A 17,327-nucleotide genomic window follows, 5' to 3' on the forward strand; every position below is an offset into this window, starting at 1 on the left:
TCGTGTGAGCGTAGGTGCCGTTGACTCGGTCGGTGGGTTGGGGATGTGATGATTCCAGCTTTTCTGTTCTTCCCCCCCGAGATCAACTCTGCGCTCATGTATGGCGGCGCCGGGCCCGGCTCATTGTTGACGGCGGCCTCCGCCTGGCAGGCGCTGGCGGAGGATTTGGCGGCTGCTGCTGCGTCATTTGAGGCGGTTGTGACGGGAGTGGCCGCCGGGCCCTGGACCGGCCCCTCCTCGGCGGCGATGGTGGCGGCGTCGACGCCGTACCTGCAGTGGCTGATCTCGGCCGCCGCACAAGCCGAGATGGCGGCCGCCCAGGCGACGGCGGCGGCGACGGCCTACGAGGCGGCGTTCATGGCGACGGTGCCCACCCCGGAGGTGCTCGCCAACCGCCTCCGGTTGCTGATGCTGATCGCGACGAACTTCTTCGGTCAGAACACGCCGGCGATCGCGATGACCGAAATCGAATACATGGAGATGTGGGCCCAGGACGTGGCCGCAATGGTCGGCTATCACGTCGGGGCGCAGACGGTGGCGGCGACGCTGCCGGCCTTCAGCGCCCCGCCGGTAGCACTGGGTGGCTTGGCGGGCTTGGTGACGGCGCCGCTCGACTGGGCGTCCCAGGCTTTCGGGGCGGTCGGGTCGCTGGGGGCCTCGTTCGTGTCCGAGCTGCAGTCGGTGTTGGGGGCGTTTTTCCCCGGCCTGTCGTCGGTGACGTCGTTGTTGTCGTCGATGCCGGTGACGACGATGACCGCGCTGGCGCCGATCGGGATGTATCCCGCGAGCGCGCTGATGTCCCCGATGATGGTGCTGGCCCACAGCGTGGGGCCTGCGGCACCGGCGGCGGCCGGCGTCACCACCGTGTCCGCGGAGGTTCCACTCGCCCCCGCGGGTGGGGTCCACGGGCTGCAGTCGCTCGGCGGGCTGGGCCCGGCCATGGCCGGGATGGGCACCGCGCGGTTTGTGGGGGCGATTACGGTACCGCCGACCTGGCAGGGGTCGATGCCGGTGCCGGCGGTCCTGACGAGTCGGGCGGTACCGGCGCTGGGCCCCCAACTGCCCCCCCCGATCGCGCCCGCCGGTTCGTCCTCGGCGTCGTCGGCACCCGCCGGTTCTACGCCGGCCGTGGCCATGGCGGTGGATGAACGGGACGCCGACGCGAACAAGACCGATCGGCGGGGGCGCCGCGGCGGGGAGAACCCGCACGTGGTCCAGTCGCGCCCCAAGGTGGTGCCGCGGACCAAGGGCGGATGAGGGCCGACGACCGCATCCGGTTCGGGCATTCGCTTGTCGAAAGCAAATCCACGTTTTTCGGGTATTTGTCTCGAGTTTGGCTTACGATGTGGCTGCTTGGTGTTATTGGGTTCGGCCACAGCGTCCGAAGATCGGCTGTGGAAGGGGGCAACATGCTTTTGCCTCTTGGTCCGCCGCTACCAGATGACTCGGTGGCAGCGGTTCGGGGTGAGTCGGGGATGCTCGGCGGCTTGTCGGTTCCGCTGAAGTGGGGTGTGGCCGTGCCGCCGGACGACTACGACCACTGGGCCCCGAAGCCCGACCCGAGCGCCGACGCCGCCGACCCGTGCGCGGACGTCCCCGCCCCCGCCGCGGTCGCGGTTGCGGAGGCCACTCAGTGGAACGAGTGGACGCGGTGGGAAGGCGAAGCCGAACCCCACTTCGAAATGCCGCGCAGCGGGGGCGTGATCCCGCATTCACCGGCCGCCGGCTGACGGCCGGATCCCCGGTGGGCGGCTCAGAATCGGCCGCCGCCGCCCATGAAGCCGCCGCCTGACGAACCACCGAACGACGTCGGAGTCCAGCCGCCGCCGAATCCGCCCCGCATGCCGCCGCTGAGCACGTTGCCGATGATGATTCCGCCCAGCATCGCGCCCATGTCGCCGCCCCCGCCACGGGTAAAGGCCCGCTGAGCCGACTGCACGTCGGCGTTGGCCAACGACTGCGCCTGGGCGGCCAGCGTCGATGCCGCGTTGGCGTGGGAAATCGCTTCGGCCGCGTGCGCCGCCCTCTTGTCCCGTGCGGCTTGCAGGTGCCGTTCGGCTTCGGCAAGCCGGGTGCGGGCCTCCGGCCCGACACTGCCGCGTCGCGTGTCGATGTAGTCCGAGACCGCCCGCACCCGGGATTCCGCGGTGAACAGCGCCTGCCCCAGTGACCGGTTGAGCTGGTCGGCGGCGGCCTGCTCCTGCGCGAGCGTGACCAGCAGCCGGTTGAGATCGGCATCCGCCTTGGCCAACTGCGCGAAGGCGCCCAGCGGGTCGGTGGAGGCGCCGGCGCGCGCACCGTCGACGGCCCGCGCGGCCGCATCGCGCGCGGAGATCAGATCGCCGGTATGGGCGGATTTGGTGGTTTGCGCCTTCTGCAGGAGCTCGTTCGCGCGCTCGATGTCCGCCTGAATGTCGGCCATGGCCGACGGCAGCCGGTCGATGGCGTGCTGGATGTCGGTGGCCGCGTTGTCCACCGCGTCGAGCAGCGCCCGAGCCTGCCCGAGCGCCGACTCGGCGGCACGGACGGCGTCCACCAGGCCGGCCTGCCGGCCGCTGACCGCCTCGCCGGCCAGCTCACGGGCGGTGCTGATGTTGCGGTCGGCGAACGCCAGCCGCTCCTTGGCGGCCGAGACGTTGCCGGACACCGAAGTCAGTGCGGCAGCGTCGAATTGGTGGTGCAGCTCAGCCAGTCGCTGTTCTGCGGGGGCTATCCGGGTGGTGAGCTCGACGTACTGCCGGGTCAGCGCGTCGAGCCGCGACGGGGCGTTGATCACCAGATCGCGCAGGTTCTCGAAGGCTTCGGTCTGTGACTCCAGCTCACGGTCGGCGCGGGCCGCGGACACCACGACTCGGGTGAGTAGGTCGCGGCGCTGGTCGGGGGTCTCCGGTGTGCCGTCGTCGAGCTGTTGGCGGACCGTGAACGCTTGCGACAGAGCGGCTTTGGCGTTGTCCACGGCCTGGGTGAACGGCCGGGTCCGCTCTTCGCCGAACTCGGAGACCGCCAGGGCGAGTTCGTTGGCGCTGGTTCGCACGGCGTTGTCGACATCCACCACCAGTGCGCGGGACAGGTCGTCGAGGGCCTGCAACGGCACGGCGGCCAGCGCGTCGACGTCGGTGGGATCGACGCGGCGGGCTGCGGCGAGTTGGGCCGCGCGGCGCCGCCGGCCGCGGTAGCGCATGACCAACAGCAGGGCCGTCACCGCGGCGAGAATGATCGCCAGCGTGACCAGCAGGGCGACCCGGCCCGACGAGCCCGGCGACGTGTTGAGCCCATTGGCCGCCACGACCGCGGCGCCGCTCCAGTCGCCGTTGTGCAGGGCGGGCTCGATCTTGTTGTGCCGCAAGTCATCGACCTGGCGGGCGTTGACGCTCTTGACGGTGGATGGCACCAGGAAGGCGTACGCACGGCTGTTGGTCGCGACCGCCAGCAGGGCGTCATAGCCGCCCAGATCGCTGGCGCTCACCGTGCGCTGTGCCCAGCTCACCGCGCCCTGGCCGGAGAAGTCGTCGACGTAGACCACCCACAGCCGGATGTGGCGATCCGTGTACAGCTTGCCCACCGCCGACGTGACCGCCGCGCGGCCGGAGTCCGTCAGGACGCCCGCGTTGTCGGTGACGTAGTCCGCGAGCCGGAACGGGGGTTGCGCGCCGGCCGCGGGTGCAACCAGCAGTCCGCCGCCGAGACCGAGCGCGAGGATCGCCCCGATTAGACCGACCAGGCGGGCAGTGCGCATGCGCATGAGGTCAATTTAGCGCCGCCGGGATGCGGGCAAATACGCGCGCGCCGGCCCGGTACCTCGTCGGGCATTCCCTGGCAGACTGTGCTGCGGTGATTGAGAAGGTGAACACGAATCGGCAAGACCCTTACGACGACTTCGACCGTCAACGGCGGGTATGCGAAGCGCCGAAGACTGCGGGTCTGCCGGGTACGGAAGGTCAGCACCGTACCGACTTCGCGCGGGACCGGGCCCGCGTGTTGCACAGCGCCGCGCTGCGCCGGCTGGCCGACAAGACCCAGGTGGTCGGGCCTCGCGAGGGCGACACGCCGCGCACCCGGCTGACGCACTCGCTGGAGGTCGCCCAGATCGGGCGGGGGATGGCGGTCGGCCTGGGCTGCGACCTCGACCTGGTCGAGCTGGCCGGGCTGGCGCACGACATCGGCCATCCGCCCTACGGGCACAACGGCGAGCGCGCCCTGGACGAGGTCGCTGCCGGCCACGGCGGTTTCGAGGGCAATGCGCAGAACTTCCGCATCTTGACCAGCCTGGAGCCCAAAGTCCTTGACGAACAAGGCAATAGCGCGGGGCTGAACCTGACCCGCGCGTCATTGGACGCGGTCACCAAGTATCCGTGGTACCGCGGCAAGGGTCCCGGCAAAGAGAAGAAAAAGTTCGGTTTCTACGAGGAGGACCGCGAGCCGGCGGACTGGGTGCGGGCCGGCGCGCCGGAAGGCCGGATGTGCCTGGAAGCGCAAGTGATGGACTGGGCCGACGATATCGCCTACTCCGTCCATGACGTCGAGGACGGCGTCGTCTCCCAACGCATCGACCTGCGGGTGCTCGCCGATGAGCACGAGGCGGCCGCGCTGGCCAAACTGGGTGAGAGCGAGTTCTTCCGGGTCAGCGCCGACGACTTCCTGGCGGCCGCGGGGCGGCTCTCGGCGTTGCCGGTGGTGGCAGCCGTCGGAAAATACGACGCCACCTTGTCGGCGTCCGTCGCGCTCAAGCGACTGACCAGTGAACTGGTCGGCAGGTTCGCGTCGGCCGCCATCGCCACCACCCGCGCCGCGGCCGGTCCCGGGCCTCTGGTGCGCTACCGGGCCGACCTGCTGGTCCCCGACCTGGTGCGCGCCGAGGTCGCTCTGCTGAAAATCCTTGCGCTGCAGTTCATCATGTCCGACCCGCGCCATCTGGACACCCAGGGCATGCAACGCCAACGGATCCACCGGGTGGCGCAATGGCTGCACGCCGGGGCGCCGCACACGCTCGACCCGGTCTTCGCCGCGGCGTTCACCGTCGCGGCCGACGACCGTGCCCGGTTACGGGTCATCGTCGACCAGATCGCCTCCTATACCGAGGGCCGGCTGGAACGCATCGACGCGCGTCAGACCACCGGTTAGGCCGCGGCCCCGGCGCAGGTCATCCCACGGCAGCGCCGTCGCCGTCGCGGACTAGGCTGCCCCGCATGACCAAATTCAGCGGCATCGCCACCCTCGCGGTGGGGCTTCCCGTCGCCGTCATGACCGCCTGCAGCTCGCCACAACACGCGAGCACCCAGCCCGGCACCACCCCTCCGGTCAAGAGCGCCCCGCCGGCATCGTCGGGCGAGACGACCACGCCGCCGCCCAACGGCGAATCGCTCAGCGCGCAACTGAAGACGCCGGACGGCCGGTCCGTCGCCACGGCGACGTTCGACTTCACCGGCGGCTACGTGACCGTCACCGTCAAGACGGTCGCACCGGGCATCTTGACTCCGGGCTTCCACGGCTTGCACGTCCACCAGATCGGCAAGTGCGAGCCCAACTCCGTCGCCCCGACCGGCGGTCCGCCCGGAAACTTCCTGTCGGCAGGCGGTCATTACAACGCGCCCGGCCACACCGGGAAGCCCGAAAGCGGCGACCTGACGTCGCTCGAGGTGCGCCAGGACGGGTCGGCCTACCTGGTGACCACCACCGACGCCTTCACCCGGGACGTCCTGGTGGGCGGTGACGGCAAGGCGTTGATGTTGCACGGCGCCGAATACAGCGACAACGCGATGGACCGGGTGGCGTGCGGCGTCATCGGAACCGGATAGCCGGCCGGCTCGGCGCTCTAGACTGAGCCGATGTCCAGCCCGGCAGGTTCGTGGGGGCGCCAACCGCGCGCGGGGGAGGACGACGCCCGGCCCAGGGGCCGCGGCCGGATCCCCGACCGCGACATCGCCGCCATCCGCGAGCGCGTCCGCATCGACGAAGTCGTCGGCGACTACGTCCAATTGCGACGCGCCGGAGCCGATTCCCTCAAGGGCCTGTGCCCGTTCCACGACGAGAAGTCGCCGTCGTTCCACGTTCGCCCCAACCACGGCCACTTCCACTGCTTCGGCTGCGGGGAAGGCGGCGACGTCTACGCGTTCATCCAGAAGATCGAACACGTCACCTTCGTCGAGGCCGTTGAACTCCTCGCCGACCGGATCGGCCACACCATCAGCTACACCGGCCCGGCGACCAGCGTGCAGCGGGACCGCGGGAGTCGCAGCCGGCTGGTCGCGGCCAACGCGGCCGCGGCGGAGTTCTACGCCGCGGCGCTGGAGTCCGCCGAGGCCGCGCCGGCCCGCCAGTACCTGACCGAGCGGAATTTCGACGCCGAGGCGGCCCGTCGCTTCGGCTGCGGCTTCGCGCCGTCCGGCTGGGACTCACTGACAAAACATCTGGTGCGCAAGGGTTTCGAGTTCAAGGAGCTGGAGGCGGCCGGCCTCTCGCGGCAGGGCCGGCGCGGCCCCATCGACCGCTTCCACCGCCGGCTGCTGTGGCCCATCCGCACCGCGGCCGGCGAGGTGATCGGCTTCGGCGCCCGCCGCCTGTTCGACGACGACCCGATGGAAGCCAAGTACATCAACACCCCCGAGACGCTGCTATACAAGAAGTCGTCGGTGATGTTCGGCATCGATCTGGCCAAGCGCGACATCGCCAAGGGACACCAGGCGGTCGTCGTCGAGGGCTACACCGACGTGATGGCAATGCATCTGGCGGGCGTCACCACCGCGGTGGCGTCGTGCGGCACCGCGTTCGGTGACGAGCACCTGGCGATGCTGCGGCGGCTCATGATGGACGACAGCTTCTTCCGCGGCGAGTTGATCTACGTCTTCGACGGTGACGAGGCCGGGCGGGCTGCGGCGCTCAAGGCCTTCGGCGGGGAGCAGAACCTGGCGGGGCAGTCGTTCGTCGCGGTGGCCCCGGACGGCATGGATCCCTGCGACCTGCGCCTGAAGTCCGGCGACGGCGCCCTGCGCGACCTGGTGGCGCGGCGCACCCCGTTGTTCGAGTTCGCGATCCGCACGGCGATCGCCGAGATGGACCTGGACAGCGCCGAGGGCAGGGTCGGGGCGCTGCGCCGATGCGTGCCGATGGTGTCCCAGATCAAAGACCCGACGCTGCGCGACGAGTACGCTCGCCAGCTCGCCGGCTGGGTCGGCTGGGACGACGTCGCCCAGGTCATCGACCGGGTGCGCAGTCAGGCCAAGAAGTCGCCGGCACCCGCCCGGGGCGGTGGCGGTGCGAACGCCTCCCGCCGGGCCCCCCAGCAGGCCCGTGCGGCGGCGCCGACGCAACCGGCCGCCACCCGCCCCGACCCGCGCGACCCGACCCTGCGGCTCCAGCGCGAGGCGCTCAAGTCGGCGCTGCAGTCGCCGGCGCTGGCCGGGCCGGTGTTCGACACGCTGACGGTCGAAAGCTTCACCCATCCCGGGTACGCCGCCGTGCGCGGCGCCATCGAGGCCGCGGGCGGCACGTCCAGCGGCGTCACGGGGGCGCAGTGGATCGACGCGGTGCGCCAGCGCGCCGGATCCGACCTGACCGCGGGGTTGATCAACGAGCTGGGCGTGGAGGCCATCGAGGTCGACGACGAGAAGCTGCCCCGCTACATCGCCGGCGTGCTGGCCCGGCTGCAGGAAGTGTGGATGGGCCACCAGATCGCCGAGGTGAAGTCAAAGCTGCAGCGCATGTCGCCGATCGAACAGGGTGACGAGTACCACGCGTTGTTCGGTGACCTGGTCGCGATGGAGGCCTACCGGCGCAGCCTGCTGGAGCAGGCTAGCGGCGACGATCTGCCGATGTGAGGGCCTCGTCGGCCGTTCGCCCGGGGTCACGCTCCATGATGGCCGTCTGGTCGTCGATGTCGGCGACGGTCACGAATCCGGCGTCCGGGGAGATCCGGTTCGCGATCTTGCGGCGCCCCCCTTCGATCACCGACTTGGCCACGGGACTGCTGGTCAGCGCCCGATAGGTGCCCACGATCTGCTCGTATCGGCGCCGCCCGGCCTTCGAGCCCAGCACGTAACCCAGTCCAAGCACCACGACATACCGGATCAAAACGTTCCTCCCGACTAGCGACGGTTCCATCCTGCCTCACCCGGACGGGTGCGTGCGCGCCCGATCCGTCCCGGCGTCTAGTTGGGCGCGGTTGTGCCAGTACGCTAGAGTCGTCCCGCGATCGTGTTGATCCCCTGTAGCTCAATTGGCAGAGCGTTCGGCTGTTAACCGATAGGTTCCTGGTTCGAGTCCAGGCGGGGGAGCAAGGCCGAGAACTAGTCGTATTTCGGGGTCCACACGGTGTCCAGGACGGCTTGCCGGGGGTCGGCGTGCGTCCGCGTCGCTACCCCTTCGGCGACGGCGGCGAGATACACGGCTTCGGCAACCGCCGTCGAGATGGCGCGCAAGTCCCGGACGTCGGGCAGCAAGGAATCCCCGAGGGCTGACGGGCTGGCTTGTCGCACAACGGCTTCCGCCGCCGCCTGCAGCATCCCCTTGGTCAGCAGCCGGGCCCCGGCGACGATGATGCCCAGCCCGATCCCGGGGAACACCAGCACGTTGTTGGCCTGGCCGATGGTGTAGGTGGTGCCGTCGTACTCGACCGGCGCGACGGGGGTTCCCGTGGTGATCAGCGCCTTGCCGTCGGACCACTGCAGCAGGTCGCCCGGCACGGCTTCCATGCGCGAGGTGGGGTTGGACAGCGGGAAGATCATCGGGCGCTCGCAGGAGGCGACCATGGCCCGCACGACCTTCTCGGTGAACGCGCCGAACACGGCCGATGCGCCCAGCAGGATGGTGGGGGAGGCGAGCTTGATGGTGTCCACCAAGCCCACCCGCTCGCCTTCGGTCACGCCCAGCCGGGCGCGGTTCTTGGCGTAGGGCACCTGGAAATCGCGCAGGTCGTCCATGTCGTCGAACAGCAGGCCCTGCCTGTCGATCGGCCAGATCTGCGCCGTGGCCTGCTCGACGGTGGCGCCGTCGGAGACCATCGCATCGCGAATCTGATCGGCCACCCCGATCCCGGCGGTGCCGGCCCCGAAGACCACCACCGTTTGGTCGCGCATCGGCACGCCGGTGATGTGGCATCCGCCGTACACGGCCGCGACGACCACGGCGCCGGTGCCCTGGATGTCGTCGTTGAACACGCAGTACTTGTCGCCGTACGTGTGCAGGATCCGCCGGGCGTTCAGGGGCCCGAAGTCCTCGAAATGCAGGATGGCGCTCGGGAACAGCCGGTGCGCGGTTTCGATGTACCGATTGACGAAGTCGTCGTATTCGGCGCCGCGCCGCCGGGCGTGACGATTGCCCAGGTAGAACGGATCCTGCAAAAGTTGTTCGTTGTCGGTGCCGACATCCAGCGACACCGCGATGCAGCGGCGCGGGTCGATGCCGGCGCCGGCGGTGTACAGCGCCAGCTTGCCCACCGCGATCTGGATGCCGCCCACGCCCCAGTCACCGATGCCCAGGATCGCTTCGGCGTCGGTGCACACGATCAGGTCGACGTCGCCGGGCTCCAGCCCGAAGGTCGCGAAGGCCGCCTCGATGTCGTCGGGCTCGTCGATGCTCAGGAACAGCCCGCGCTGCCCGCGGTATTCGTCGGAGAACCGTTGAATGGCCTCGCCGACGGTGGGGGTGTAGACCACCGGCATCAGCTCGGGCAGGTGGTCTTCGAGCACCTTGTAGTAGAGCAGTTCGTGGCGGTAGTGCAGCTGTTCCAGCAGCAGGTTGCGGCCCAGATCGGTTGCCAGGCTCTGTAATTGATGCCACACCCGGTCGGCCTGTTCGTCGAGCGTGAGCACCGCCGAGGGCAGTCGTCCGGTCAGCCCCAGCCGGTGGCGCTGCTCGTGCGTGAAGCCGACCCCGCGGTTCAGGCTCGGCGCAGCGAGTGCCGGCGGGATCCGCGGCGCGTGGGCGTCGCTCATGGCAATCTCCGTCCCCTACGTGGCCCCTGGGGCAACCGTAGCGTCGATCGCGGTGAACGCATCTTGAAGAGGGTTTGAAGCGCCGGCGGCGAGCTTCTTCAGTCGCCGACCGCCACATCCGTCCGGGCCCCCGACCACCCCGAGACGGGCAACAAGCCCAAGTGTTCACGCAGCGTCGTGCCGCGGTATTCGGTGCGGAAGCTGCCGCGCTCCTGCAGCAGGGGCACCACCTTGTCGACGAACTCGTCGAGACCGTGCGGTGTCAGGTGGGGCACCAGGATGAAACCGTCGCAGGCGTCCGACTGCACGTGGTTGTCGATTTCATCGGCGACCTGCGCCGGGGTCCCCACGAACTGCTGGCGGCTCGTCCCCTCGATGATCAACTCGCGAATGGACAGGTTCTCCGCCTCTGCGCGGGCCCGCCACGCCGCCGCGACGGTTTTCGGGTCGCCATGGCGGACGCGGCCACGGGTGATGTCGGGATTCTCGACCGGATCGATATCGGGCAGCGGCCCGTCTGGGTCGTAAGCCGACAGGTCGACTCCCCACACCTGCTCGAGGAATGCGATCGCCGTCGGGCCGCTGACCTGTTGCTCGCGGATGTGGCGCGCGTTGTCCTGCGCCTCCTCGGGGGTGTCGCCGAGCGCAAACGTCGCGCCAGGCAGGACCTTGAGTTGATCGGGTGCCCGCCCGAGGGCGGAGGCGCGTGCCTTCACGTCGGCGTAGTACCGCTGACCGGCTTCCAGCGATCCGTGCAGCGTGAACAGGGCGTCGGCGTGCTTGGCGCCGAAGTCGCGGCCGTCGCTGGAGTCGCCGGCCTGCAACAGCACGGGATGGCCTTGCGGTCCGGCGGGCAGCGACGCCACGCCGCGGACGTCGAATTGCGGGCCGTGGTGCTCGACGGTGTGGATGCGGGCGGGATCCGCATAGATCCCCGCATCGATGTCGGCGACCACGGCATCGGGTTGCCAGCCGTCCCAGAACCTCCGGGCGACGGTGACGAATTCCTCGGCCCGCTTGTATCGATCGGCGTGGTCGAGGAATCCGCCGCGACGGAAGTTCTCTCCGGTGAACGCGTCGGACGAGGTGACCATGTTCCACGCCGCGCGCCCGTCCGATAGATGGTCCAGGGTCGCGAATTGCCTTGCCACCTCGTAGGGTTCATTGAACGTGGTGTTGATGGTGCCGGCCAGGCCGAGCCGTTCGGTGACCGCGGCGAGCGCGGCCAGCACGGTGAACGTGTCGGGCCTGCCCACGACGTCGAGGTCGTGGATCTTGCCACGGTGCTCACGCAACCGCAGGCCCTCGGCTAAAAAGAAGAAGTCGAACAGCCCCCGCTCTGCGGTTTGGGCCAGGTGCACAAAGGATTCGAACGCGATCTGACTGCCCGCGCTCGGATCCGACCACACGGTGGTGTTGTTCACCCCGGGAAAGTGGGCGCCGAGGATGATCTGCTTGCGGCGTTCTGGGATTCGAACGCTCATCCGGTCAGCCCCCATCGTTTGGCGATCAATTCGTGCGAGCGCAGCCGGTCGGTGTGCCGATGCGTCACGGACGTGATGACGAGTTCGTCGGCGCCGGTCACTCGGCGCAGTCGCTCCAGTCGATCGGCGACTTCGTCGGGGTTGCCGACGAATTGCGTCGCGGTGCGGTCGGCTACCAGGTCGCCCTGGTCTTCGGTGAGTGGCCCGCATAGGTCGGGGTCGGGGTAGGGGATCGCGCCCTGGCCGCTGCGGATGGAATACACCCAGCGCCCGTAACTGGACGCGAGGTGCCGTGCGGTGGCGCTGTCGTCGGCGACCACGAGGTCGGCGGAGACCACCACATACGGCTCGGTCAGCCAAGTCGACGGCCGGAATGCTGCGCGGTAAGCCGCGATCGCGTCGAGCGCGGTGCCAGGGGTGATGTGATAGCTCGCCACGAACGGCAGCCCACGAGCGCCGGCGACTTCCGCGCTCTGCCCCCGGGTGCTGCCGAAGATCCACGGTGTCAGCTGGCCGTGTTCGCCTGGTACGGCGTGCAATTCGTGGCCGTCGACGCAGTACGAGCCGTCGAGCAACGCTTCGATGGCGGCGATCTGCTCGGCGAAGTCGGCGGGTTGCGCGCAGGGCTGGGCGAGCGCGGACGCCTGCGCCCGTATCCGCCCGCTCTTCATCAGAGAGGTCGGATCGAACGGCGGGGGGATGACGATGCCGTCGATGTCGCCCCACGGCCGAGGGGGGCGCGAAGTCGTCGGCGCCGGGGACGTGGCGGCCTCCGTGCGTCGCTGCCCGGATCGGCCGAGCCCCATGTCAATGCGGCCGGGGTAAAGCGCGTCGATGATGCCGAAGCTCTCCACGACCGCGATCGGCGTGGTGTGGCCGATCTGCACCGCGGCCGAGCCGACGCGGATGTGGTCGGTGGCCGCGGCGATCTGGCCGATCAGGACCGCCGGCGACGAGCTGGCGACCGCGACGAAGTGGTGCTCGGCGAGCCAGTAGCGCTTGTAGCCCCATTGCTCGGCGTGCTGGGCGAGGTCGACGGTGTTGCGCAGCGCGGTCGCGGCATCGCACCCGGCGCTGATCGGGGACAGGTCGAGGATCGACAGCGGGGTGACGGTCACGCCGGCACCGTCGCGTAGCGGTTGGGTGCGGGGGCCAATCCGAGGCGTTCGCGCAGGGTTTCGCCGTCGCGGTAGCCGGTGCGGAACACCCCGGCGCGCTGCAGCAGCGGCACCAGCTTGTCGACGATCGCGGGCAGGTCGATCGCGTTGACCGCGGGCCGCAACCGGACCCCGTCGACCCCGGCGTCGTGCCAGGCGAGCAGCAGTTCGGCCAAATCGTCTGCGCTGCCCGCGAATACGTGTGCGTCCGAGGAAATGGCCGCCCTGGGCGTCAATGGGTCCTCGACGAGCGAGACGACGAGGTCGGCGTAGACCTTGAGCGCGCGACCGGCGGCGCGCTCCGCCGCGGCGACGTCCCCCAGGATCACGCGCAGGGACTCCTCGTCGTGCGGGGTGACCAGGACGAGGTCGGCGCCGGTCGCGGCGAACCCATAGACGCGCGGCTGATGTGCCAGCGCGATGACCACCGGTTGGCCCTGCGGTGGCCGCGGGGTGATGGACGGGCCCTTGACCTCGAAGAACTTGCCGACGAAGTCGATGCAGTGCAGCTTGTCGCGGTCGATGTAGCGCCCGGTGGTCACGTCCCGGATGACGGCGTCGTCCTCCCAGCTGTCCCAGAGCCGCCGCACCACATCCACGGCGTCGGCGGCCTCGTCGAACAGCGGCTCGGCCTCGACGGCGGTCCGCCGCCCGAACAGCGCGGCCTCGTGCGCCGTGGCGCTCACCCGCACCTGCCAGCCCGCCCGCCCGTGCGAGATATGGTCCAGCGTCGCAATGGCTTTGGATACGTGGAAGGGTTCGGTGTGCGTCACCGTCGCCACCGGCACCAGGCCGATGTGGGTGGTGACCGGCGCGATGCGCGCGGCCACCAGCACGGCGTCGGCTCGGCCCGCCAACCGCCGCGGAGACACCTCGGGCCGCCGGCCCGGTTGCACATCGAGGCTGTCGTCGATGGTCAGGAAGTCCAGCAGGCCCCGCTCGGCGATGCCGGCCAGCGCGGCCCAGTACCGGCCGCCGAGGTGCCCGCCGCCGGTTGCGTTGTGCGCGAAGGCGTATCGCCACGCGTGCGGGTGCCAGCCGTAGCCGTCCAGCCCCACGGCCAGGTGTAGCTTCGTCATGGCAGGCCTTCCGATTGCGGTGCCAACCCACTGTGCAACGCCGTGCGCGACGATGCATTCCGCAACCGAATTAAGTTCGCGGCGAGTAATATTTCGCCGAGTTCACGCCGCCACGCGTGGCGCAAAATCGTTCGATTTCTTGGTGATTCGAGCTACGCCAACAGGGGCTGTAACAATGCTCGCAGGTCGCCGGCCTTCGGCACGCCGGCACTGCGGTAGCGCTGGCGGCCCTCGGCGTCGAAGATCAACGTCGTCGGCAGGGACAACACCGAGAGCCGTTTGGCGGCCGCGGGATTGGCGTCTATATCGATCTCCACGTGCGACACGTCGCCGAGGTCGGCACACACTTGGTCGACCACGCGGCGAACCGCTCCGCATGGCCCACACCACGCGGCGCTGAAGTGCACGACCGTCGGCCCCGTCGATGCCAAGCCGAGGTCCGAGTTGTCGTGTTCGGAATCGGTGCCGGTCTCGCGCAGCACGCCCGAGCGTCGATTGAGCACCGCACCGATCGCGGTCGCAGCGCTCAGCGCTGCGACCAGGGCCGTTCCGGCGATGACAAGAGTGCTCACGGGGTCCTCAGATGGAGAAGTCTTCGCCGTGCCACACCCCGGCCTCGGGTGGCCGGATCACGCGGCCGGTCTCCGAACCGTCCACCCGGTTCTCCAGCTTGGAAACCCTGGTGAGCAGCGACTGCAGGCTGACACCGACGAGGTCGGGCATCATCGCGTCGTCGGAGCCACCGGGCGCGGGCCGGCTGCGGCTGATGACCTGCCCGGGAACTCCCACCACCACCGAGCTCGACGGCACCTCCTTGACCACCACGGCGTTGGCGCCGATCCGGCTGTCGTCGCCGATTTTGATCGCGCCGAGCACCTTCGCGCCGGCGCCGATGGTCACCCGGTCCCCGATGGTGGGGTGGCGTTTGCCGGTGTCCCGTCCGCTGCCGCCGAGGGTGACGCCGTGGTAGATCGTCACGTCCTCGCCGATCTCGGCCGTCTCGCCGATGACCACGCCCGTCGCGTGGTCGATGAACAGGCCGGGGCCGAGGACGGCGCCCGGGTGGATGTCGACCCCGGTCAGGATGCGAGTGACTTCGTTGAGTATCCGGGCGGCCAGCCGCGCACCGCGGTTCCATAACCGGTGGCTGATTCGATGTCCCCAGATCGCGTGCACGCCGGGATAGGCGAGGATCACCTGGAGCGTGGTCGGTCGGGCCGGGTCGCGCTCCCTGGCGGCCTGGATGTCACGTCGTATGTCCGCGAGCATGGCTAATCCGCCAGGTCGGCAAAGAGTGGGGTGCTCAAATACCGCTCACCGAAGCTGGGCAGCACCACCACCACCAGCTTGCCGGCGTTTTCGGGACGGCGCGCCACCTGCAGCGCCGCGACCACTGCGGCGCCCGAGGAGATGCCGACCAGCAGCCCCTCCTCCCGGGCCAACCGCCGCGCCATGTCCAGCGATTCTTCGTTGCCGACGGCGATGATCTCGTCTACCAGGTCGACGTCGAGCACCGGCGGGATGAATCCGGCCCCGATGCCCTGAATGGGATGCGGCCCCTTCTGCCCGCCGGACAGGACCGCTGAGGCGGAGGGCTCCACGGCCACGAAGCGCGCCGACGGCTTGCGCTCCTTGATGACCTGTGCGACGCCGGTGAGCGTTCCCCCGGTGCCCACCCCGGCCACGAAGAAGTCGATCTTGCCGTCGGTGTCCCGCCAGACCTCCTCAGCGGTGGTTTTGCGGTGGATCGCGGGATTCGCGGGGTTCTCGAACTGTTGGGGGATGAAATACCGTTGGTCGTTCTTGGCCAGCTCTTCGGCCTTGGCGATGGCCCCCGCCATGCCTTCGGTGCCCGGCGTCAGCACGATCTCGGCGCCGAACGCGCGCAACAACATTCGGCGTTCCGTGCTCATCGTATCCGGCATGGTCAGCACGCACCGATAGCCGCGTGCGGCGCACACCATCGCGAGCGCGATGCCGGTGTTTCCGCTCGTCGGCTCCAGGACGATGGTGTCGGGCTTGATCAGCCCCGCCTCCTCCGCCGCGTCCAGCATGGCGACCCCGATGCGGTCCTTCACGCTGTTCGCCGGGTTGAAGAACTCCAGCTTGGCGACGACGTCGGCGACCGCCCCTTCGGTGACCCGGTTCAGCCGGACCAGCGGCGTGTTCCCGATCAGTTGTGTGACGTTATCTGCGATGCTCATCTGTCTTCCTCAGGCGATGTCGGTACATGACTCGTCGGTCTGCCAGCTGATGTCGAATTCGATGGCCACGTCCGTGGGCACGGTGAGCGCGATCGGTGTGAATCGGTGTGATGCCCCCTCCTGTGCGACTCCGGTCAGCACCCGCCCGCTGAAGCTCTGCGGTGTTGTTGCCGTGACGGTCGTTGTGGACGTACCCGGTGCGGGCCGCAGGTAAAAGTCCGTGCCCGCCTGCACAATGCCGACGATGTTCGCACCGTCGGAGTCGACGAGTGTGTGTCCTTCACCGACGTTGAGTTTCAACGGGATTGGCACTTGAAACGGTCCTATTAGCTCCGAATTGGCGGTTGCTTCGGTGTCGACTAGCTGTGGCTCCACGGTATCGCGCAGGGCTTTGCGCGCCCCGTCAACCAAATAATTGTAGAGGTGCACAATGCGGTCGGCATTGCGGTAGTGGCGGGCACCGGTCAGCCAGAAGCGAACATGGTCGATTGTCGGGTTGGCGGCGTCCGTCGTCGCGACCAACCGGTAGTGGCGATAGCCGCGCCCGCCGCCGCCGTGGCTGCTGGTCGACAGCGTGCTGCCCACCCCGAGGGTGCGCCGATGGCGGCCCGTCCCCGCGTCAACCGTCAGTTCAGATCGCGAAATATCTTGCCAGACAACACCGTCAGCCGACTTCTGCAGCTTCAGGCCGACGGCGGCGTCGGACGCCACCCACACCGAGTAGCCGCCCAACTGCGGTTCGCCGTCGAATTCGAAGGTGATCACGCGTCCGCCCGCTCGGCGCACCTTGACGGGAACGTTGAGGGGCCGGGTGTCGAGATCCAAACCGTTGGTGAAATGCCAAATCGCGGCCTGCGTTGCGGCTATCGCTTCATGTTCGCTGATGTGGGCACGTCCCAGAGCATCGCGCGCGGCGCGCAGTTCGTCGCTCAGTGCGGCGGTCGAGCGCATCGGGAAGGAGTTGCGCAGGATCCAGTCGACCTCCGCTTCGTGGTCGCGGCTGCGCAGGTGGGGCAGCGCGGACCAGCAGCCCAGGCGGTATCGGGATGGCTCATGAGGCGCGATGCCGAAGAAGTCCAGCGAATACGCGTGCAGGTTGGGATTGACCCTGATCAGGTCGGTGCGTGCAGAGCTACCGTCGGCGAACACGATCGTGTCCACGGTATGCGAGTACGTGCCGCCGCGGTAACGCGTCATCCGCGCGAGCTCGGTTGCCGGCCGGACGAGGACCCGGCGGCGGGTCGCCACCGGCGCCGAGGCGCGGGTGGGTATGGACAACACTGTCATGGGTGGTTGATCTTCCTGAAAGGCGTTGGTTACGAATGCGCGCCCGGCGACCGCGGGGAAGACGGATAACCCATCCACCGGCGGGAGAGCGCGGAATTTTCTAAGGCGTCGTAAGAGCGTCAGGAAATCAACAACAGCGACAACAACGGCCGGCGACAATGCAGCGCGAAGGAACGAAGCGCAGCTG

Annotated in this window: 15 protein-coding genes and 1 tRNA gene; 6 read left to right on the plus strand and 10 right to left on the minus strand. The window is 69.1% G+C overall.

Annotation, left to right across the window (positions count from 1 at the left end; translation table 11 throughout):
• Positions 1–48 precede the first annotated feature (48 nt).
• Positions 49–1,257 carry a PPE family protein gene (locus tag C1737_RS02375; RefSeq protein WP_102417116.1) on the plus strand — a complete coding sequence of 403 codons (1,209 nt, stop codon included), beginning with the start codon at positions 49–51 and terminating at the stop codon, positions 1,255–1,257.
• A 152-nt stretch (positions 1,258–1,409) separates the two neighbouring features.
• A complete protein-coding gene (locus C1737_RS02380) occupies positions 1,410–1,730 on the plus strand; it encodes a hypothetical protein (RefSeq protein WP_369804377.1) in 321 nt (106 codons plus the stop codon).
• Positions 1,731–1,753: 23 nt separating this feature from the next.
• Here C1737_RS02380 and C1737_RS02385 read toward each other — a convergent pair whose 3' ends face one another.
• Positions 1,754–3,736 (minus strand): TPM domain-containing protein, encoded by a 1,983-nt coding sequence (locus tag C1737_RS02385; protein WP_102417739.1) that lies wholly within the window; start codon positions 3,734–3,736, stop codon positions 1,754–1,756.
• Between the two features lie 95 nt (positions 3,737–3,831).
• Between C1737_RS02385 and C1737_RS02390 the strand changes: the two genes are divergently transcribed.
• The 3 genes from C1737_RS02390 (at position 3,832) to dnaG (ending at position 7,814) form a co-directional block, all read left to right on the plus strand.
• Positions 3,832–5,121, plus strand: coding sequence for a deoxyguanosinetriphosphate triphosphohydrolase (locus tag C1737_RS02390; RefSeq protein WP_369804378.1), 1,290 nt, complete (start codon positions 3,832–3,834; stop codon positions 5,119–5,121).
• Between the two features lie 65 nt (positions 5,122–5,186).
• The gene (locus C1737_RS02395) at positions 5,187–5,795 is read left to right on the plus strand and encodes a superoxide dismutase family protein (protein WP_102417117.1); all 609 of its coding nucleotides are present in this window, start codon (positions 5,187–5,189) and stop codon (positions 5,793–5,795) included.
• Positions 5,796–5,825: 30 nt separating this feature from the next.
• Positions 5,826–7,814, plus strand: coding sequence for a DNA primase (dnaG, locus tag C1737_RS02400; RefSeq protein ID WP_233214626.1), 1,989 nt, complete (start codon positions 5,826–5,828; stop codon positions 7,812–7,814).
• Here dnaG and C1737_RS02405 read toward each other — a convergent pair.
• On the minus strand, positions 7,789–8,067 hold the full coding sequence (locus tag C1737_RS02405) for a hypothetical protein (protein WP_067917168.1): 279 nt from the start codon (positions 8,065–8,067) through the stop codon (positions 7,789–7,791). The genes dnaG and C1737_RS02405 overlap by 26 nt on opposite strands.
• A 130-nt stretch (positions 8,068–8,197) precedes the next feature.
• Here C1737_RS02405 and C1737_RS02410 point away from each other — a divergent pair.
• Positions 8,198–8,270, plus strand: a tRNA-Asn gene (locus C1737_RS02410).
• A gap of 12 nt (positions 8,271–8,282) precedes the next feature.
• Here the strand turns inward: C1737_RS02410 and C1737_RS02415 are convergent.
• The 8 genes from C1737_RS02415 to C1737_RS02450 all read right to left on the minus strand — a co-directional run bounded on the left by C1737_RS02415 (position 8,283) and on the right by C1737_RS02450 (position 17,140).
• A complete protein-coding gene (locus C1737_RS02415) occupies positions 8,283–9,929 on the minus strand; it encodes an NAD-dependent malic enzyme (protein WP_068094119.1) in 1,647 nt (548 codons plus the stop codon).
• 98 nt (positions 9,930–10,027) lie between these two features.
• Positions 10,028–11,428, minus strand: a complete 1,401-nt coding sequence (locus tag C1737_RS02420; RefSeq protein ID WP_369807465.1) for an NtaA/DmoA family FMN-dependent monooxygenase — start codon at positions 11,426–11,428, stop codon at positions 10,028–10,030.
• Complete coding sequence (locus C1737_RS02425; protein WP_102417119.1) at positions 11,410–12,531, minus strand: LLM class flavin-dependent oxidoreductase; 1,122 nt, start codon at positions 12,529–12,531, stop codon at positions 11,410–11,412. The genes C1737_RS02420 and C1737_RS02425 overlap by 19 nt, the downstream gene beginning before the upstream one ends.
• Entirely contained in the window at positions 12,528–13,649 is a 1,122-nt protein-coding gene (locus C1737_RS02430) for an LLM class flavin-dependent oxidoreductase (protein ID WP_102417120.1), read from the minus strand. Before C1737_RS02430 ends, C1737_RS02425 begins: the two co-directional genes overlap by 4 nt.
• Before the next feature lie 152 nt (positions 13,650–13,801).
• Complete coding sequence (locus C1737_RS02435) at positions 13,802–14,221, minus strand: thioredoxin family protein (RefSeq protein WP_067917178.1); 420 nt, start codon at positions 14,219–14,221, stop codon at positions 13,802–13,804.
• A 7-nt stretch (positions 14,222–14,228) separates the two neighbouring features.
• A complete protein-coding gene (gene cysE / locus C1737_RS02440; RefSeq protein WP_102417121.1) occupies positions 14,229–14,918 on the minus strand; it encodes a serine O-acetyltransferase in 690 nt (229 codons plus the stop codon).
• A 2-nt stretch (positions 14,919–14,920) separates the two neighbouring features.
• On the minus strand, positions 14,921–15,853 hold the full coding sequence (gene cysK / locus C1737_RS02445; protein WP_067917182.1) for a cysteine synthase A: 933 nt from the start codon (positions 15,851–15,853) through the stop codon (positions 14,921–14,923).
• A gap of 9 nt (positions 15,854–15,862) precedes the next feature.
• Positions 15,863–17,140: a thioester domain-containing protein gene (locus tag C1737_RS02450; protein WP_102417122.1), complete on the minus strand. Its 1,278-nt coding sequence runs from the start codon at positions 17,138–17,140 to the stop codon at positions 15,863–15,865.
• Between the last annotated feature and the right edge of the window lie 187 nt (positions 17,141–17,327).

Origin of the sequence: Mycobacterium sp. 4858 (genome assembly GCF_900240975.1) — a bacterium.
Classification (GTDB): Bacteria; Actinomycetota; Actinomycetes; order Mycobacteriales; family Mycobacteriaceae; genus Mycobacterium.